This is a genomic window from Rhizobium sp. L9 (assembly GCF_002531885.1).
Taxonomy (GTDB): Bacteria; Pseudomonadota; Alphaproteobacteria; order Rhizobiales; family Rhizobiaceae; genus Rhizobium.
Window position 1 is genome coordinate 102812 of record NZ_NWSZ01000020.1, and the last position, 19145, is coordinate 121956.

21 protein-coding genes are annotated in these 19145 nt (G+C 59.9%); all 21 read left to right on the top strand.

Features of this window, described 5'->3' with window-relative positions:
* Nucleotides 1-79 precede the first annotated feature (79 nt).
* Nucleotides 80-1042 (top strand): flagellin, encoded by a 963-nt coding sequence (locus CO660_RS20885; RefSeq protein WP_097600373.1) that lies wholly within the window; start codon nucleotides 80-82, stop codon nucleotides 1040-1042.
* Nucleotides 1043-1244: 202 nt separating this feature from the next.
* Nucleotides 1245-1874 (top strand): hypothetical protein, encoded by a 630-nt coding sequence (locus CO660_RS20890; RefSeq protein ID WP_097600333.1) that lies wholly within the window; start codon nucleotides 1245-1247, stop codon nucleotides 1872-1874.
* Entirely contained in the window at nucleotides 1871-3199 is a 1329-nt protein-coding gene (locus tag CO660_RS20895) for a MotB family protein (protein ID WP_097600334.1), read from the top strand. The genes CO660_RS20890 and CO660_RS20895 overlap by 4 nt, the downstream gene beginning before the upstream one ends.
* Before the next feature lie 10 nt (nucleotides 3200-3209).
* The gene (gene motC / locus CO660_RS20900; protein WP_097600335.1) at nucleotides 3210-4505 is read left to right on the top strand and encodes a chemotaxis protein MotC; all 1296 of its coding nucleotides are present in this window, start codon (nucleotides 3210-3212) and stop codon (nucleotides 4503-4505) included.
* Nucleotides 4502-5944 carry a flagellar hook-length control protein FliK gene (locus CO660_RS20905; RefSeq protein ID WP_097600336.1) on the top strand — a complete coding sequence of 481 codons (1443 nt, stop codon included), beginning with the start codon at nucleotides 4502-4504 and terminating at the stop codon, nucleotides 5942-5944. The genes motC and CO660_RS20905 overlap by 4 nt, the downstream gene beginning before the upstream one ends.
* Nucleotides 5865-6449 (top strand): lytic transglycosylase domain-containing protein, encoded by a 585-nt coding sequence (locus tag CO660_RS20910; RefSeq protein WP_097600337.1) that lies wholly within the window; start codon nucleotides 5865-5867, stop codon nucleotides 6447-6449. The genes CO660_RS20905 and CO660_RS20910 overlap by 80 nt, the downstream gene beginning before the upstream one ends.
* Before the next feature lie 280 nt (nucleotides 6450-6729).
* A complete protein-coding gene (locus CO660_RS20915; protein WP_064709879.1) occupies nucleotides 6730-7401 on the top strand; it encodes a winged helix-turn-helix domain-containing protein in 672 nt (223 codons plus the stop codon).
* 126 nt (nucleotides 7402-7527) lie between these two features.
* Nucleotides 7528-8832, top strand: a complete 1305-nt coding sequence (locus CO660_RS20920; RefSeq protein ID WP_085776971.1) for a flagellar hook protein FlgE — start codon at nucleotides 7528-7530, stop codon at nucleotides 8830-8832.
* 19 nt (nucleotides 8833-8851) lie between these two features.
* Nucleotides 8852-10339, top strand: a complete 1488-nt coding sequence (gene flgK, locus CO660_RS20925) for a flagellar hook-associated protein FlgK (RefSeq protein ID WP_085776972.1) — start codon at nucleotides 8852-8854, stop codon at nucleotides 10337-10339.
* Nucleotides 10340-10342: 3 nt separating this feature from the next.
* Nucleotides 10343-11395: a flagellar hook-associated family protein gene (locus tag CO660_RS20930; protein ID WP_097600338.1), complete on the top strand. Its 1053-nt coding sequence runs from the start codon at nucleotides 10343-10345 to the stop codon at nucleotides 11393-11395.
* 31 nt (nucleotides 11396-11426) lie between these two features.
* Complete coding sequence (gene flaF / locus CO660_RS20935) at nucleotides 11427-11774, top strand: flagellar biosynthesis regulator FlaF (RefSeq protein ID WP_064800698.1); 348 nt, start codon at nucleotides 11427-11429, stop codon at nucleotides 11772-11774.
* Nucleotides 11771-12220, top strand: a complete 450-nt coding sequence (gene flbT, locus CO660_RS20940; RefSeq protein WP_012482697.1) for a flagellar biosynthesis repressor FlbT — start codon at nucleotides 11771-11773, stop codon at nucleotides 12218-12220. Before flaF ends, flbT begins: the two co-directional genes overlap by 4 nt.
* Complete coding sequence (gene flgD / locus CO660_RS20945) at nucleotides 12211-12636, top strand: flagellar hook assembly protein FlgD (RefSeq protein ID WP_085776974.1); 426 nt, start codon at nucleotides 12211-12213, stop codon at nucleotides 12634-12636. The genes flbT and flgD overlap by 10 nt, the downstream gene beginning before the upstream one ends.
* A gap of 90 nt (nucleotides 12637-12726) precedes the next feature.
* Nucleotides 12727-12993 (top strand): flagellar biosynthesis protein FliQ, encoded by a 267-nt coding sequence (gene fliQ, locus CO660_RS20950; protein WP_011424049.1) that lies wholly within the window; start codon nucleotides 12727-12729, stop codon nucleotides 12991-12993.
* Nucleotides 12994-13082: 89 nt separating this feature from the next.
* Nucleotides 13083-15170, top strand: coding sequence for a flagellar biosynthesis protein FlhA (gene flhA, locus CO660_RS20955; RefSeq protein WP_085776975.1), 2088 nt, complete (start codon nucleotides 13083-13085; stop codon nucleotides 15168-15170).
* The gene (gene fliR, locus CO660_RS20960; protein ID WP_085776976.1) at nucleotides 15167-15919 is read left to right on the top strand and encodes a flagellar biosynthetic protein FliR; all 753 of its coding nucleotides are present in this window, start codon (nucleotides 15167-15169) and stop codon (nucleotides 15917-15919) included. The genes flhA and fliR overlap by 4 nt, the downstream gene beginning before the upstream one ends.
* A gap of 7 nt (nucleotides 15920-15926) precedes the next feature.
* On the top strand, nucleotides 15927-16340 hold the full coding sequence (locus CO660_RS20965) for a hypothetical protein (RefSeq protein WP_097600339.1): 414 nt from the start codon (nucleotides 15927-15929) through the stop codon (nucleotides 16338-16340).
* A gap of 31 nt (nucleotides 16341-16371) precedes the next feature.
* Nucleotides 16372-16935, top strand: a complete 564-nt coding sequence (locus tag CO660_RS20970) for a rod-binding protein (RefSeq protein ID WP_097600340.1) — start codon at nucleotides 16372-16374, stop codon at nucleotides 16933-16935.
* An 11-nt stretch (nucleotides 16936-16946) separates the two neighbouring features.
* Nucleotides 16947-17312 (top strand): hypothetical protein, encoded by a 366-nt coding sequence (locus CO660_RS20975; protein WP_003556590.1) that lies wholly within the window; start codon nucleotides 16947-16949, stop codon nucleotides 17310-17312.
* On the top strand, nucleotides 17312-17848 hold the full coding sequence (locus CO660_RS20980) for a hypothetical protein (RefSeq protein ID WP_097600341.1): 537 nt from the start codon (nucleotides 17312-17314) through the stop codon (nucleotides 17846-17848). Before CO660_RS20975 ends, CO660_RS20980 begins: the two co-directional genes overlap by 1 nt.
* A gap of 293 nt (nucleotides 17849-18141) precedes the next feature.
* Entirely contained in the window at nucleotides 18142-18981 is an 840-nt protein-coding gene (locus CO660_RS20985) for a WecB/TagA/CpsF family glycosyltransferase (RefSeq protein ID WP_097600342.1), read from the top strand.
* Nucleotides 18982-19145: the final 164 nt, after the last annotated feature.

A 19145-nucleotide genomic window follows, 5' to 3' on the forward strand; every position in this document is an offset into this window, starting at 1 on the left:
TTTCGCCGGAGGCATGAGGCCACTTCAGTCGCCGCCGGCAATCCGGCCTGCCCTTTCATCTTATTCCGAGACCCTGTCGATGACCGTTAAGATTACCAGCGCGGCCGCGGTGAATGCACTTGCGGTGCTGCGCAGCATCAACAAAGAAGCCAGTCAGACCCAGCAGCAAGTGTCTTCGGGCTATCGGATCGAGACGGCCGCAGACGATGCCTCCTACTGGTCGGTCGCCACTGTCATGCGCTCGGATAGCACCAATCTCGGCACGATCGGCGATGCGCTCGGTCTCGGGGCTGCGAAGGTGGATGCGACCTACACGGCAATGAATTCGGCGATCGATCTCGTCAGCCAGATCCGCGCCAAGCTGGTTGCGGCAAGAGAGCCCGGCACCGATAAGGACAAGATCAATGCCGAGATCAGCGAATATAAGGAGCAGCTGAAGACCGTTGTCGGGTCGACGTCGTTTGCAGGCGAGAACTGGTTGCTGAACAGTGACAAGGCAGCGCCACCGACATGGTCGGTCATTTCAGGTTTCGTGCGCGCCTCGACGGGCGAATACCAGGCCCAGACCATCGACTTCCCTTCGTCGCAGACCATCCTCATCGACAAGAACAATGCGAGCGGCGGCCTGTTCACCAAGGCGATTGATGCCCAGGCGATCAACAACAGCGGCACGGGACCGCGGAACTATTACCTGCTGGACGCCGGGTCGACCACGCCGGCGACGGGCAGCGAGATCGTGATCGACAAGAACACCACCGACGCCCAGCTCGTCGACATGCTCGATGTGACCGACTCCCTGTTCTCCTCGCTGACGACGACGGCCGCCTCCATCGGTGTGATGAAGACGCGTATTGACGACCAGATCGACTACGCGGCCGATCTGTCGGATTCGATCGACAAGAGCGTCGGCGCGCTGGTCGATACCGATATGGATGAGGCCTCGATCCGCCAGAAGGCGATCGAAACTCAGAAGCAGATGGCTGTCGAAGCGATCTCGATCCTCAACACGGCGGCAAGCAAGATCCTCATTCTGCTGGAGTAGAGCTGGGCGCGATCACCAATGGCGGCGGCGCCATTCATCCTCGCGCAAGTTTGACTTCCTAGTTTCCGGCATGAAGGCATCGTCCGAAAATCGTGCCGGCGCAAGGTCAAGCCCTTGTTCGCTGCGAAGGACATGTCGCGCGCAAGGTCATTTTGAACGGGGGCGGGCAAGGCGCACGTCTCCCGGATGCTGGATGGTTTCTATGAGCATTTCGCTTTCTCGGTATTTGAAGGACTTCGGCGAACCGAAGCCGTCAGCGCCGATCATCGATATCGACGATTTGGCCGGAGATGGTTTTCCGGAGACGCCGAGTGAACCTCCGGTCGACATCGAGGCGGAGCGGCGCGAGGCTTATGCGCAAGGCCATGCGGCGGCGACCGCTGATTTGACCGAGAAATACGAAAGCGAGGCGCGCGCTCTGGCCGATGCCCATATGCGCGCTCTCGAGGAACTGAAGATTCGCTACGAAGTGGAGGCGGCTGCGGTCATTGCATCCCGCGTCCGCGATATCGCCGAAGAAGTCGCTCAACTGGTCAGCGCCGCAGCGGCGATCGTCATTGCGCCCGTCATGACGGAAGCGCTTGCGGCCAAGGCTGCCGAAAGTCTCGCCGCTTTGCTGCGTGAAGCAATTCTCGAAGGTGCGGCCGGACCAATCGTCGTCAGAGGGCCGACCGGCCTTTTCGACATATTGAAAGCCGAGCTCGGCGAACATGCCACGGCGGTTCGGCACATCGAGGCCGAAGATGTCGATCTAGCCGTCGAAATCAGTGAGTCCGTCATCGTTACCCGTATGTCCGCCTGGGCGGCCAGCTTGAAGAAAGTTCTCGAATGAGCGACGGCGAAAACCATCACCACGGCAGAAACGAGATCATTATCGTCAAGCGGCATGGCGGCGGTGATCACGATGGTGCCCATGGCGGTGCATGGAAAATTGCCTATGCCGACTTCATGACGGCGATGATGGCATTCTTCCTGGTCATGTGGCTGGTCAACGCTGCCAACGAGGAGACCAAGGCCGCTGTTGCGACATATTTCAATCCGATCAAGCTTGCCGACGAAAAGCCGACGGAGAAAGGCCTGAAGAAGCCTGTCGACCACGCCGAGGGCGAGGAGAAGAAGGAAAAGTCGAAACAGAAGGAAGATAATCCGACCGAGGGTAAGTCCGCCGCCGATGGTGACGACCAGACATCGACCTCAGGCGACCAGACCAATTATTCCGAGGCCGATTTCTTCGAGAATCCCTATTCGGTTCTCGCCGAGATCGCCCAGGAGGTCGGCCAGCAGGCCAATGTCAGCGCCAAGGGCGATGGCGGCGCGGCCGATTCCGGCCCTGCCACCGGCGCCGATGGCGGGCAAGCCTATCGCGATCCCTTCGATCCGGATTTCTGGACGAAGCAGGTCGAGGTGACAACGGCCGGAAAACCCTTGCCGCCCGGCAAGAGCGAGGAGCAGCCGACCGAGAGCGGGACGACGGAGATCGCCAAGGCCGAGGATATGAAGCCGGTGCCTTTGGCGACCGATCAGAAGCCCGCTAAGGAAGCCCCCGCTAAGGAAACCAAGGAAATGAAGGGCGCCGCAGAGGCCAAGGACGGCAAGGTGACGGAGGGCAAGGCGCCTGAGGAGAAGAAGGCGGAAGCTCGGAAGGACGCCGAGCATCAGAAGGAAGCCGACCAGAGCGCGGCTGAGCTGGAGCAGCAGAAGAAGGAAGCTGAACAGCTTCAAGCGCAGATCTCCCAACAGATCGGCGGTGTTGCCGGCAAGCTCGCGGAAGGCCTGACAGTGACGGCGGCCGAAGGCGGCCTGCTGGTCAGCATCTCCGACCAGAACGATGATTCGATGTTCAATATCGGTTCGGCTGTTCCGCGCCAGGAGATGGTGCTCGCCATGGAAAAGATCGGGACGATCCTGAAGGAGAGGGGTGGCGCAGTCGCCATCCGCGGCCACACCGACGGGCGCCAATACAAGGGCGGGCAGAACGAGAACTGGCGGCTTTCGATGGATCGCGCCCAGAGCGCCTATTACATGCTCGTGCGCGGCGGGTTGGAGGAGACGCGCGTTTCCCAGGTCTCCGGTTTCGCCGACCGCCGGCTGAAGCTCCCCGCCGACCCGTTCAATGCGGCCAACCGCCGGATCGAGATCCTGGTGCAGGCGGAATAGGGATAGTCGAATGGCGCGTCGGCAGCATCGCTACGTCGGATTTATGGCCCTCGGCCTGGCGATGCTTTCGCCTGCCGCAGGCAAAGCGCAGGATCCGGACGATCTTGCGCCGTACAAGATGCTGCGGTCGCTGCAGTTCGTGCAGGATTCCGTCGTCGCCGGCGATCATTCGGCCGGCGAAATGCAGCGCTTCATGCTGGGCACCATCGACGAGCGGCTGCGAACCGCCAATACAAAGATTTTCGATGATGACCGCAATGTCGATGCGGCGCTGATCTATACAATGAGCGGCGGCAATCCCCAGACGCTCGAATATCTGATTGCCCATGACGTCGACGGTTATTTCGATAACCGCGTCACCGATGTGCTGCGCAAATATCTGACCGGCAAGGGGCTGCTCGTCGCCAAGACGCTGGAGGAAACCGCCAGGGAATATCGCGACAAGAAGATCGGTCCCTACCTGGCGCTGATCGGTGGCAACGTGCTGATCGCCACGAAACCGAAAGATGCGCTTGATCTCTACGACCAGGCACGCCTTGCCGCGCCGGGCACGATCGTCGAGGAGGCAGCCTTGCGCCGTTCCCTCGCCATCTGCGTCGACAAGCGAATGCTCGACAAGGGGCTCGCCTATTCGCAGCGTTATGCCAGGCGCTTCCTGCATTCGCCCTATGCCAGTCAGTTCGCCGATCTTTTCGTCAAGCTCGTCGTCGCCCATGATCACGACGTCAAACCGCAGGATGTCGTCGATATCCTCTCATTCATGGATGCCCCGCGCCAGCGCGAGGTCTATCTGCGCATCGCCCGCGCTGCCGCGATAGCGGGCAAGCCCGAGCTGGCGCGCATGGCGGTCGAACATGTGCAGTTGCTTGGCGCGGGCACCGACAACGCTTTCGGCCCGCTCGCCAATTTTTATGGCGGCATGGCCGGCCTTCCCACGGAGGATATCGACCAGGCGGCAAAGAATGTCAGCGGCATCGACGGCGAAACGCTTTCGCCGCGGGATCAGGCGCTGCAGGCGGCGGCGCGGTCCGTCGCCGAGCAGATCCTGCGTGCGCCGGATCCGGCAAGCTTGACGCAAGCATCGAATCCTAACACTTCTCATCAAGAAATCACTTCTGAAAAGGCTGCGGCGATAGCCACGCAACCGGGGACGCCAGGCGCGCCTCCCGAGCCTGTTCCAGGAGGTGTGGCATCGACTGGCCAGAGCCAGGATACCGACACCTCATTCAACGCATTTGTGACGACCAGCCGATCCAAGCTCGACGAGATCGATGGTCTTCTGGCGCAGGAAGGCAACGAACAATGATGGACTTGAGCGTCTCGGGCGGAGCCTCTGGTGCGGAGGCGGCTGCGGCCGCGAAATCTGCAAAGGCTGCAAAGGGGGATGCCGCCGGTCAGCAGGGCGGCTTCTCCGATGTGCTTGCTGAGACAGGCGGCAGCGCCGTCGACGGCGCGCCGGACGATGCACAGCCGGATCAGAGTGTCGCCAATGGCGATCCGGGAAAGGTGGCGCGGACGATCCGCAGCCGCAGCGGCGCCAGACCGCTGATCGATCTCAGCGACGCCGCACTGAAGGCACAGGCCGAAGTGCAGCCAGAAACGGTCGCCAATGCCGAAAAGGTCGCCGCAAAGCCGGCGAAGGATGGGCTCAAATTGCCGGCAGGCGTCGGCAAGCCCGATCCCAAGGATCAGTCCGCCGACGAGGCCGCGCAGGTGGCCAAAGGCGTCAAGCGCGTCAAGACGGACGTCTCGAAAACAGATGCGGATACGGACGGTGAGGCCGAGGACGGCGGCGTTTCCGATGTGCTCGGCCTGCTGCAGCAGGAGCCCGCTGATGGCACGGTCGCTTTGCCGGCCGCCGCAGCCGCCCATCAAGCCGTCACCAAGACCGGCGAGGCCGGATCTGCCGAGAAGTCGGCCGCCGGTATCGTCGCCAAAACGAGCGGGCACGCATCCGACGCCCTGGCGGTTGTCAGCGGCAATGTCGAAAGCGTCAAGTCTGATGATATCAAGGTTCCCGGCGCCGAGAATACCGAAGCCGCCGACGGCCGGACGTTCCGGATCAGCCGCGCCGATGGCCGCGGCGTTTCGATGGACGTTCACCTCGGCGCGGAACAGGCCGGGTCCAAGGACGGTGCGAAGAAGACCGATGTCGAGAATGTCTCGGTCCTCGAATCGCGCCGCTATATCGGCCTGGCGCAGAATACCAATTCCGCTGCGGTCACCGCCGCTCTCTCCGGTGATTCCGAATGGGCGCGCGCCATGCAGCCGAGTTCGGCGCTCTCCAACGCGGCGGAATGGACGAGCACCGGCAAGGTGGTCAATACGCTGAAGATCCAGATGAACCCGATCGATCTCGGCCTGGTGACGGCGACCATGCGCCTGGCCGGCGACGCCCTGAACGTCGACCTGAAGGTCGAAACCGGCGCCGCCTACCGGCAGCTGAAGGAAGATCACGGCAAGATTCTCGAAGCGCTGCGCAGCCAGGGCTATGCGGTCGACAACGTCACCATCAGCATGGCCCCCGTCGAGCGATCCGACGCCGGCAACCAGGCCGGCAGCCAGGGGCAGGCCTCCCAGCAGCAGTCGCTGCCTCAGCAAGGGCAGGGCGGCGAGGCGCGCGAGCGCCACAATCAGATGGCGCAGCGGACGAATGGAGGTTTCAATGGCGCAGGCGAGACCGGTATCGAAGACGTCGCTGCTGGCGGTGCTCGCAGCAGCGGCGCTGGCGGCGTTTACCTCTGAGGCAGCCGCTTCCACCGGTGCCTGCGAACGCGAAATCCAGTCGGCTGCGGTCAAATACGGTATCCCGGAAGGCATCCTCTATTCGGTCGGCCTGACGGAGACCGGCCGCAGGGGCTCACTCTATCCCTATGCCATGAACGTCGAAGGCAAGGCGATTTTCCCGCCCTCGGAACAGGATGCGATGAGGCAGTTCGATGTGGCCCGCAGAAGCGGGGCGAAGCTCATCGACATCGGATGCATGCAGATCAATCACTATTATCACGGCGAGAATTTCCCCTCCGCCGAAGATATGTTCGATCCGCATCGCAATGTGGAATATGCGGCGAAGTTTCTCCGCAACCTGCGTGACCGTCATGAGACCTGGACGATGGCGGTAGCAAGATACCACGCGGGTCCAAATAACAATCCCGCGCAGAAGCAATATGTCTGCCGCGTTATCGCCAATTTGGTGGCCACCGGCTATGGCAAGTGGACTCCCAATGCGAGTAACTTCTGCCAGAATTAATTCAACCAGAGAGAGAGTTGACAAATTGTGACCGAACTGTGTCGCAATGTGGCAGGAATCCGGCACCAAATCGGTACGCAAGTCACAATTAACCGAGCGTTAACTTTTCCACGAAACTTTTGTGGGGATATCCAGGCATAGCCACTAGATGTAGATCAAATCGCCATGCAGGTCTTAATCAATTATTAATTTCCGCCATTCACTTTAACGAGTTGTCGCCGATTCGTGCGATTCGTACCCATAGATCATCGAAGTGCCACACTGATTCGGAGGCGGACGAATGATCGTAGTGGTTGATGAGCGTGAGCTCGTAAAAGACGGATACACATCCCTGTTTGGCCGGGAGGGCATTCCCTCCACCGGCTTTGATCCATCGGAATTCGGCGAGTGGGTGCAGACCGCCGCCGATTCGGATATTGCGGCGGTCGAGGCCTTCCTGATCGGTCAGGGCCAGCGCAGCTTCGAATTGCCCCGGGCGATCCGGGACCGTTCGATGGCGCCGGTGATCGCGGTCAGCGACCAGCCCTCGCTTGAAAACACCCTTGCGCTTTTCGATTGCGGCGTCGACGACGTGGTGCGCAAACCGGTCCATCCGCGCGAAATTCTTGCCAGAGCGGCCGCGATCCGGCGCCGGCTGAAGGCGATCGCCAACTACACCGATATCGGTGGCATCCGCGTCTTCTCGGATGGCCGTGACCCCGAAATCAACGGCGAGGTCTTTGCGCTTCCCCGGCGCGAGCGCCGCATCCTCGAATATTTGATCGCCAACCGCGGTCGCCGGGTCACCAAGACCCAGATCTTCAACGCCATCTACGGCATCTTCGATGAGGAGGTCGAGGAGAACGTCGTCGAAAGCCACATCTCGAAGCTGCGCAAGAAGCTGCGCAAGAAGCTCGGCGTCGATCCGGTCGATTCCAAGCGCTTCCTCGGCTACTGCATCGATTGGGCCTGATTTTTCCGGCCGGGTGGCGGCGCCCGGCTGAACCTCGATATTGGCCTTGCTGCTCGCCATGACAGACAGCTTCACGCAAGGCCCGACAAATACTCTCGAGTTTAACAGGTAAAACGAGGTTTTCAGATGAGCATTTTCGGCAGCATGAAGACGGCAGTGTCGGGCATGAACGCGCAGGCCAACCGCCTCAGCACCGTCTCCGACAACATCGCCAACGTGAACACCACCGGTTACAAGGCCGTATCGACGAGCTTCTCCTCGTTGGTTCTTCCCTCCTCGGGCGGCAACTACAATTCCGGCGGCGTTCAGACCTCCGTGCGCCAGGCCGTCTCCGATCAGGGTGATATTTCTTACACGACCTCCACCACCGATCTTGCGATTTCGGGCGACGGCTTCTTCATCGTCCAGGGTCCCGACGGCACCCCGGTTCTGACCCGAGCCGGCGACTTCCAGAAGGACGATGAAGGCAATCTCGTCAATGCCGCCGGCTTCCAGCTGATGGGTTATTCCTACGACTCCGGCGCTCCCGCCGTCGTAGTCAACGGCTTCGACGGCCTCGTTCCCGTCAACGTCAATCAGGAGGGGCTGACCGCGATCGCCTCGACATCGGGTGTCTTCAAGGGCAATCTCGATTCCGGCGCCAATATCGCTCCGGTCGCTCCGGCGACGCTGCCGAGCGCGAACGCCGCCACCACGACGGCCGACACCAAGAAGTTTTCGATGGTCGCCTACGACCATCTCGGCAACAAGGTGATGTACGACTTCTACTTCACCAAGACCTCGGTCGTGACACCGCCGCCGGCAACCGGTACGGCGAGCACTTGGGAGGTCGCGGTCTTCCGCAACGCCGATGCGGCGTCGGGCGGTACGACCTCCTTCCCTTACACCGGCGGCGCCGGCGCCGTTGTCGCCTCCGGAAACCTTACATTCGACCGCAACGGCAAGATGCTGACCGGCGGCGCCCTCACCATTGCCGATACGACGAATGCTCTATCGATCAACATGGATCTCTCCGGCTTCACGCAGCTGGGTGCCGCCTTTGCCGGCACCGGTACACCGAACGGCCAGGCGGCGAGCCCGGTCAAGGATGTCACGATCGATGGCGATGGCATCGTCTACGCCAAGTACGAAGACGGCAGCACCAAGCCGCTCTATCGTATTCCGCTCGCCAATGTCGCAAGCCCGGACAAGCTGACGCTGATGAGCGGCAACGTCTACAGTGCCAATGGCCAGTCGGGCGTTACCGTCACCGGCTTCCCTCAAACCAACGGCCTCGGCACGATCAAGTCAGGCGCTCTGGAAGGTTCGAACGTCGATCTTGCCGGCGAACTGACCGAGATGATCGAAGCGCAGCGCAGCTACACCGCCAATTCGAAAGTGTTCCAGACGGGGTCCGACATCATGGACGTCCTCGTCAACCTCAAGAGATAAGTAGGGTAACGGGTAAGCCATGTCGCTCACGTCCGCACTTAATACCGCGCAGAACATATTCAACAATACCGGCACGCAGAGCAGTGTCGTATCGAACAATATCTCGAATGCGGGCAATAAAGATTATGTGCGCCGGCAGGCGATGCTCACCACGTCCCTGAATGGCGCGCAGGTCGTCCAGATCAACCGGGCACAGGAAGACGCCCTGCTGCGCCAGTATCTGAAGACATCCTCTCAGGACAGCGCTCAGCAGACCCTGCTGGGCGGCCTCGAAGATCTCAAATCGATCATGGGTGGCAACGACTACGAAACCTCGCCGTCGACTTATCTCGGTGTTTTCCAACAGAAACTGCAGGCTTTCAGAACCTCGCCGGGCAGCACCGTCGCCGCTCAGGGGGCCATCACCGCCGCCCAGGACGTCGCCAACTCGCTGAACAATGCCTCGCAGTCCGTTCAGGACGTTCGCGCCAACGCCGACAAGGAAATCACCACCGCCGTCGATACGCTGAATACGCTCCTCGGCCAGTTCGAGAAGGCTAACAATGCGGTCAAGACCGCCACTGCCTCCGGTACGGATGCATCCGGCGCTCTCGATGAACGCGAAAAAGTTCTAAAGCAGATTTCGCAAATCGTCGGCGTCAGTGCGACGACGCGCGACAACAACGACATGGTGCTGAGCACGCCGGATGGAACGATCCTCTTCGAGACGATCCCGCGCAAGGTGACGTTCAAGTCCCAGGATATCTATACGGCCACCACGATCGGCAATTCTGTCTATATCGACGGTGTTGCGCTGCCGCTCGGCAAGGGTTCGACGACGACGGGGCAGGGAAGCCTCCAGTCGCTCCTGCAGATTCGCGACGAGATTGCCCCCAACTTCCAGAAGCAGCTCGACGAAATCGCCCGTGGCCTCGTCTCGCTCTTCAAGGAGCAGAACACGGCAGGGCCCCCGGCCTATGTGCCGGGCCTCTTCACCTGGAGCGGCGGCACGGTCGATACTGGCGCCACCGCGGTCGCCGGGATGGCGTCGACCATCACGGTCAGCACCCGCGTAATCACCTCGCAGGGCGGCGATCCGATGCGTCTGCGCGATGGTGGCGTCAACGCCGCCGGCGTCGTCCTGAACACGTCAGGCGTCAGCGGTTATACAGCTGAACTCGACCGCCTTTATACGGCGATGACATCCGACATGGATTTCGACCCGGCAGCTGGAGCGCCGGTCGGCTTCGACGCCACGACGGGCATCGATTCAAACGTCAGCATCATGGAATATGCCACGAATTCCCTCGGCTGGCTCGAGCAGTACCGCAGCAACGCGACGACGGCGGCCGAAAACACTTCGGCGGCACTGTCGCGCTCCGACGAAGCCTATTCCAATGAGACCGGCGTCAACCTCGATGAGGAACTGACGCTGCTCCTTGATATCGAGCAGTCCTACAAAGCGGCGACCAAGATTCTGAACGCCGTAGACGAAATGCTGAAGTCATTGCTGGATATTGCGAGTTAAGCCATGAAGAGCTCATTTATTTCAAGTTCGGCCATTCAGAATGCAATGCGGTTGACGATCCGTCAGGCGCAGAACCAGATGACGAAGGCGACGATGGAAGCGACGACGGGGGTCTATGCGGATATCGGCGTCTCGCTCGGCGGCAATGCAGCCAGAAGCGTAGATTTCACCCGCGAGACTGACAGAATCGATTCAATCAAATCAAGCAATTCGCTTGTCAGCGCACGCATGGAATCCTCGCAGCTCGGTCTTTCCAAGATGAAGGATGTCGGCGATGGCCTCGTTTCGAAACTGACGGCGCTGCAGGGTAGCCATGATCCGGGCAGCATAACCGTCGCCATTCAGTCGGCCACCAGCGCACTTTCGACCATGATGGATACGGCCAACACCATGGTGAACGGGGAATATCTGTTCTCCGGCATCAACACGGACGTGCAGCCGCTGACCGACAAGACGACGGCCACGAGCGCCGCCATCGTCACTGCGCTCAACACTTATGCGGCCGGCCTCGTTCCGCCGAAAGCGGTCAGCGACCTCACCGGCGCTGAAATGGAGACCTTCATCACGTCGACGGTCGAGCCGATGTTCAGCGAAGCGAACTGGACGGCTGCAGGGACCGGCTGGTCGCAGGCGTCGAGCCAGAACATGACGAGCCGCATCAGCAACTCGGAAGTGATCGAATCTTCGACCAATGCCAATTCCGAAGGCATGCGTTATTTGGCGCTTGCTTCGGTCATGACCACCGCCCTGCTCGGCCAGAACCTCAGCACCGATGCAATGACGACGGTGTCAAAGCAGGCCATCAGCTACACGGCCAAGGCCACAAGCGGCCTCGTGACGCAGGCAAGTCAGCTTGGCCTCTCCCAGGAGCGCGTCAAGAAGTCCAACGACGCTCTCGACGCTCAGTCGAACATCATCAAGAACAAGCTGGTCGATCTCCAGGGCGTCGATCCCTACGAAGCCTCGACCCTCGTCAAGACTTTGGAAACGCAGCTTGAAACCGCTTACACGATCGTCTCGAAGATCCAGCAGTTGAGTCTCGTAAACTACCTTTGATGATCAAAGGCGCGCACAGAAGGATGCATGAATGTATCAGTTCTCATATGCCGAAGTCATGCAGGACTCGGTGGCCGACGCGAAAGAGCGGGAATGGCAGGTTCTTGACCGGTCCATAGAACTGCTGGCCTTGGCGCGCGACAAGGAAAAATACGGTCGGGAAGCCATCGAAGCCCTGTTTTATACGCGCCGGGTTTGGATCAGCTTTATCGAGGATCTGAAACATCCGGAAAACCAGCTGGATATCCAGCTCAGGGCTAACCTCATCTCGATTGCGATCTGGATATTGAAGGAATGCGACAGGATCAGAAAACGTCTGTCTAATAACTACCAGGGCATCATCGACGTTACCACCATCATCAGGGATGGACTTAAATGAAAAGTACACTTCGCATTTCTCTGAAGGCCGGAGAAAGAATCTTCATCAACGGCGCCGTCCTGCGTGTCGACCGCAAGGTCGCGCTGGAATTCCTGAACGATGTGACGTTCCTTCTCGAGAATCACGTCCTCCAGCCTGAAGGCGCAACGACGCCCCTGCGCCAGCTCTATTTCATCGCGCAGATGATCCTCATCAATCCCGAGGGCAAGGACCACTCGACGGCGATGTTCCGCAAGTCGATCACCATGCTGCTCACCTGCTTCAAGAACGAAGAGATCCTCGCTGAGCTGAAGCGGATCGATGCGCTTGTGTCGACCGGCCGCGCCTTCGACGCCTTGAAGGCGATCCGCGGTCTCTACGCGATCGAAGACAATATCCTCAACAATCACGAGCTGCCGCCGACGATGGTCGAGCAGATTCGCAGGGAGATCGCACCATGGCGGTAGACGCAACGTCAAGCGTGACGAGTTCGACCACGACGAGCTCGAGCTCAACTCAGAGCAAGGCGACGCTGAACTACGACAACTTCCTTCAGCTGCTCATCGCGCAGATGAAGAACCAGGATCCGACCGATCCGATGGATGCAAGCGAACAGGTCGCTCAGCTTGCCACCTTCTCGCAGGTCGAGCAGACGATCCAGACCAACACCAAGCTGGATACGCTCCTGGCAAGCTCGAGCCTGACCCAGGCCAGCAGCTATGTCGGCAAATATATGGAAAGCGCCGACGGCACCGTCAAAGGCGTCATCGATTCCGTCAAGGTTTATTCCGACGGCATCATTGCGACGACCACGGATGGCGATAAGATACTCGTGCAGGCGGGAATCACTGTCGCCGACGAGGCGCCGAGCAGCAGCTCCTGACGCAAAGGGGTGTCAGCGCGCCTGACAATGCCGATCAATCGCAGCCCTGTCATACGGGGCTGCTTCGAGGCGATATGAGGTTGCCTTCAGATGAATGAAGCTGATGCATTGGATCTGTTCCAGGCCGCAATCTGGACGGTCCTGATTGCCTCCGGTCCGGCGGTTCTCGCTGCGATGGTGGTGGGTCTCGTCATCGCGCTGATCCAGGCGCTGACCCAGGTACAGGAAGCGACACTGACCTTCGTGCCGAAGATTGTCGCGGTGCTGGTCGTGGTCGGAATCACCGCCCCCTTCGTCGGCTCGCAGATCTCCATTTTCACCAATCTGGTCTTTTCGCGCATTCAGTCGGGTTTCTGAGCCACCTTCGCGCAAGCTTCGCCATTTAATTCTCGATCCGAATTGGGCGGACTCATGTCCGCCTCCTCTCATGAAGAGACGGAATCGTCATGGCGCAACCACCTGCACTCCCCCTTCCGAAAGTCGCCCCGAGCCTGCGCGATATCGGTTTTGCCCTCGGCATCATCGGCATCATCTGCATTCTCTTCCTGCCGATCCCGCCGTTCCTGATCGATATGGGGCTGGCCTTCTCGATTGCTTTCTCGGTGCTGATCCTGATGGTCGCGCTATGGATCCAGAAGCCGCTCGATTTCTCGTCTTTTCCGACCATTCTGCTGATCGCAACGATGACACGATTGGCGCTGAACATCGCGACGACCCGCGTCATCCTGTCCCACGGCAATGAAGGCCACGATGCGGCCGGCGGCGTCATTGCCGGTTTCGCCAGTCTCGTCATGTCCGGCGACTTCGTCATCGGTCTGATCGTCTTCCTGATCCTCATCACCATCAACTTCATCGTCATCACCAAGGGTGCCACGCGTATCGCCGAAGTCGGCGCGCGTTTCACCCTGGACGCCATCCCCGGCAAGCAGATGTCGATCGACGCCGATCTCTCGGCCGGCATCATCGACGAAAAGGAAGCCCAGCGCCGGCGCAGGGAGCTCGAAGAGGAGAGCTCCTTCTTCGGGGCGATGGATGGTGCGTCGAAATTCGTGCGCGGCGATGCCGTCGCCGGCCTCATCATCACCGCGATCAACGTCTTCGGCGGCATCATCATCGGCTATTTCCGCCACGGCATGCCGATCGGCGAAGCGGCCGACGTCTTCGTCAAGCTCTCCGTCGGCGACGGCCTCGTCTCGCAGATGCCGGCCCTCATCGTTTCGCTCGCAGCCGGCCTTCTCGTGTCACGCGGCGGTACGACCGGCTCCACGGACCAGGCTGTCGTCAACCAGCTGAGCGGCTATCCCCGCGCGCTCTCCGTCTCGGCCGTCTTGATGTTCGTTCTCGGCCTGATGCCGGGCCTGCCGACCATTCCCTTCACCGTCCTCGGCGGTCTTCTCGCCTTCGGCGCCTGGTTCATTCCGCGGCAGGTCGAGGCTGAAAACAAGCTTCGCCGCGAACAGGAGGAAAAGAAGGTCGTTCAGAGCAAGGAACTGGAGAAGGATTCGGTCAAGTCGGTGCTCCGCACCTCCGAGATCGAGCTCGCGCTCGGCAAGATGGTGTCGACCCGCCTGCTCGGCGCTCACCAGGAGCTGGCGTTCCGCGTCGGCAAGATGCGCAAGAAGTTCGCCACTCAATACGGTTTCGTCGTGCCGGAAATCAAGGTCACGGACGACATCGCCATTCCCGAGAAGTCCTATCAGATCCGCATCCATGGCACGACGGTCGCATCTAACCTGCTGCGCGTAGGTGAAGTCCTGGTCGTCACCGGCGCCGGTCGCAAGCCGAGCATTCCCGGCGACGAAATCCGCGAACCCGCTTTCGGCATGCCGGCTGTCTCGATCCTCGAAAACTTCGCCGACGATCTGAAACGCGAAGGCTTCCAGCCGATCGACAACGTCTCCGTCGTGCTCACGCACATGAGCGAGGTCATCCGCAACAACCTGCCGCAACTTCTATCCTACAAGGACGTCAAGGTGCTGATCGACCGCCTCGACCCGGAATACAAGAAGCTTGCCGATGAGATCTGCTCGTCGCACATGTCCTATTCCGGCCTGCAGGCGGTGCTCAAGCTCCTGCTTGCCGAGCGCGTTTCAATCCGCAACCTGCATCTCATTCTCGAAGCGGTGGCCGAGCTTGCCCCGCATGTCAGGAAGACCGAGCAGATCGTCGAGCATGTCCGCATCCGCATGGCCCAGCAGCTCTGCGGCGATCTCGCCGATAATGGCGTCTTGCGTGTGTTGCGCCTCGGCAGCAAATGGGATCTCGCCTTCCACCAGGCGCTGAAGCGCGATGCCAAGGGCGAGGTGATCGAATTCGACATCGATCCGCGCAGCCTGGAGGAGTTCAGCGAGCAGGCCAGCAAAGTTATCCGTGAGTTCATGGATCGCGGCCTGCCATTCGCCCTTGTCACGTCGCCGGAAACACGATCCTATGTGCGCATGATCATCGAACGGCTGTTCGCCACGCTCCCGGTCCTGTCGCATGTCGAATTGGCCAAGGGCATCGAGATAAAGATTTTGGGCTCGATTTCATGATAACAGACCCGCAAGGGACGGTTCTTGCGCTGTTTCTGGTTTTCTGCCGGATCGGCGGCTGTGTGCTGGTTCTTCCGGGTTTTTCCTCGGCGCGCGTGCCTGAGCAGCTGCGCGTCTTCATTGCTCTCGCGCTGTCGATCGCCGTCATGCCGCTGCTCTGGGATACCGTTTATCCCGCCGTTCATACGGGATCCGCGACCTATATCGGCCTGATCTTCAGCGAATCACTGATCGGCGTGATGTACGGCATGCTGGCCAGACTCTATACGCTCGGCATGCAATTCGCTGCGACGATCCTCGCCATGATGGTCGGCTATACCCAGCCGGGTTCGGCCGATGTCATCGAAGACACTCCCGAGACCAGCCTTTCCGCCTTCATCACCTTTGCCGGCATCATGATTCTCTTCATCATGGATTTCCACCACATCGTCTTCCGCGCCCTGATCGATTCCTACACGACCATGCCTTTCGGCGGCCTGGTGCAGATGCGCGCGACGCTGATCTCCTTCACCGACACGCTCGAGCAGACGACCTACATCATGCTGCGGCTGTCGAGCCCCTTTCTGATCTACGGCATGATCTTCAACGTCTCGATCGGCTTCATCAACAAGCTGGCGCCGCAGATCCCGGTCTATTTCATTTCCACGCCCTATCTCCTGATGGGCGGGCTCTTCCTTCTTTACATCTCGATTGCGGCGCTGGTCAGCCAGTTCGGCCAAGCCTTCAGTTCGATCTATATCGGGCGATGAGGCTGTCATGATCGAGAAGAGCCGCTCCCAGAAGCTCAAGCGTCTCCTGTCGGTGCAGCGGCATATCGAAAGGATGGCGGAAAACGATCTGGCCGAAACCAGCCGTCAACGCATCGAGGTCAATGCGGCGATGGACGATGTCATCGTCGCGCTTGGCTCGATGGATCCCGTCCACCACGCTTTCTCGCAGAATTATGCCGATCGATTCGGCAGGCTCACCATCAAGGATCAGCAGCTGACCGGCATGCAGCAGATCCACGAGATGCGGCTGTCGCGCGAGCGCGCCAAGGCCGATCGGCTCGAAGAGGGCATGAAAGAGGCCTTGGACAATGAGCGCCGCGAGGCCGACGACAATGCCGTTTACGATGTAATCGATCAGCAATTCGCAACGCCAGCCTCCAGCAAGCTTCAAAAACCATAATCGTTGCGATCTTAATTCAGAGGATTGTAACGTGGCTATTTCGCCCCCCAGTGATCTGGTCCTGGACGTGGTCAAAGCTGCCGACCCCATGGAGGTTCAGGCAGCCCAGGAAAAATTGAAGGCAAACCGTGCGGCTTTTGCCGCGACGAGCCTCGCCGAGAACGGCAAGGGCTTCTCCAATACGGTCGACGTTCTCGATCACATCGGCCAGAAGAGCGGCCTCTCCAACATCCAGAACCGCACCAAGACCGAGGAGGTTCCGGAAAGCTACCGGAAGTTCGAGGCCATGGTGCTGCAGAACTTCGTCAAGTCGATGCTGCCGAGCGAGAGCGAAGACGTTTACGGCAAGGGCGCGACCGGCGATATCTGGAAGGGCATGATGGCCGAGCAGCTCGGCAACACCATGGCCAAGGGCGATGGCATCGGCATCGCCAAGCAGATGTACAGCGAGCAGCTGCGCCGCCAGGAAGGCAAGATCGTCAACGCTTCGACCGATGATCGCGACCGCAACACAGCGCTCAGCATGATCGACGACTTCCAGCGCAGGACCTTCGGCACGCCGACCGCCGACTCCAAGACAGCAAGCGACACATAATCGAGGACACAATGGAAATAGTTTCGAACGAATACAGGATCAAATCCGTTCTCGGACGCCTCGAGATGATCATCGACAATGAGAACACCCGGATCGGCAACGATCCGCAATTTGATCTCAAGGTCTCCAACGCGCATAAGAGCCGTTGCCTCTACGAGCTGTCGATGCTTTTCCGCGATACCGATCCGGCCGAGCTTGCCGCTGCCCATCTCGATCAGCTGCACGGCCTGAAAAAGAAACTGGTTCTGAACGCCAGGCGTGTCGAGGCGCATCTCGAAGCGGTTCGTGCCGTGGCCGACCTCCTGAAGAATGCGGTTCAGGACGCCGACGCCGACGGCACCTATTCCCAGGAACAATTCGCCGCGCGTGGAAACTGATGGTCAAGCTCGTCCTTACCGGTATCTGGGTTTGCGCCATCACCTTGGCCTCGGTCTATTTTTCGGTGTACCTGGCGACGGCGCCGGCACCCGCGGCAACGGATTCCAAGCAGAGCGCGCTCGAACTGGTGAAAGGTGAAACGATCACTGTGCCGGTCATCGGCGACGGTGCGATCATCGGTTATTTTCTCGGCCGCATTTCCTTCATGATGAACAAGGACATGCTGAAGGGCGTGACCTTGCCGCTCACCGAGATGACGACCGACGAACTTTTCAGCCTGCTCGTCGGCAACAAGATGGTCGATCTTGCCCACATCAAATCCTTCGACCCGAAAGCCTTTCGCGAGGAGATCAGGAAGGGCATGAACGAGCGCCTGGGCGGCGAGTATGTCGCTGACGTGATGCTGGAGCAGCTCGATTATCTCTCCAAGGAAGAGGTCAAGGAAAATTCGGCCGGTCAACCGAAGAAGCTCGGCGCACCGGTCAAGATCGTCGAGGGCGCCCCAGCCGAGGAAGCATCGGCCCCCGCACATTGAAGCAACCGATCATCGATGCACAAACGGCGCCTTCGGGCGCCGTTTGTCGTTGGGCCGCCTTTGGTTAACAAACTACTTATGCGAGCATCAAAATCCAAGGAATTTTCCTAAGGGTTGTTTGAAACCGTCCTGCTATATCAGGTGGCACAGCTTGGCATGCGCCGTTTTCCGCGATCGGGGCGACGCCGTCCATGCGTGACGCGACCGGTTCTTTCGAGACCTCCGGGGTGCGGAAATATGGGCTTGTTTTCCGGGATTTCGGGCGCATGACGCACCCTCGGCAGGAGGTAGGAATGAATTTGATTGCAAACTTCGCGGTGCTTGCGTCGCGGCGGACGATCTTCGATCTGCCGGTCTGCGATCTCGGCTGGGACGATGCCCTCGTTTTTATCAACGAGCTGGCGTCCATTCCCGTCGGCCAGACCGTGGTTTGCTTCGTCAACGCCCATAACATGCTGACGGCGCTGCGCGACGATGAATATTACCGGATCATGTCGCACAACTTGGTGCTGCCGGATGGTATCGGCCTCAATATAGCATCGCAGATCGCCCACGGTGGGCCATTTCCCGCCAATCTGAACGGCACCGACTTCGTGCCGGCCCTGCTCACCTTCATGGAGACCCCGCGCCGCATCGGTCTCATCGGAGGCAAGCGCTCGGTCGTCGAGGCGGCGGCGGAAAATTTCCGCAAGCACACGCCCTGGCATGAGTTTGTAGTTATTTCCGATGGATTTTTCGACAAGGTCGACTCCACGGATGTCATCGAGGAGGTCGAGCGCCAGAAACTCGATATTCTGATCGTCGGCATGGGGACGCCGCTGCAGGAGAAATGGGTTCATGACAATATCCGTGCCGACCATGCGCGCCTGGTGCTGACGGTGGGCGCGCTCTTCGACTTCGTCTCCGGCGCCGTGCCGCGAGCGCCAAAGACCGTACGGATGATGCGTCTGGAATGGTCCTATCGCCTGATACAGGAGCCCGCGCGCCTGTGGCGGCGCTACATCGTCGGCATTCCGGTCTTCCTCTTTCATGTCCTGCGCTACCGCTTCCGCCGGCGCGAAAGAATGCTCAGCCATCCGGAAGAGGCCCGCAACGTCGTGCAGCCGGCGGCCGATCGCAAGAAGGCGAGCTGAGCCTGGAGTGTCCGCGCGTTTGACGCGCAGCAGCGCTATCGAGAATCGGACCGCAATTCTTGCCGGCTGCGGTTAACCATTTCTTTGCCATGAATATTTAGAGTGACTTAATCATCTGCTTCGCATGCGGATGAGTAAACTCGGCCATCATGTGCATGAGATGT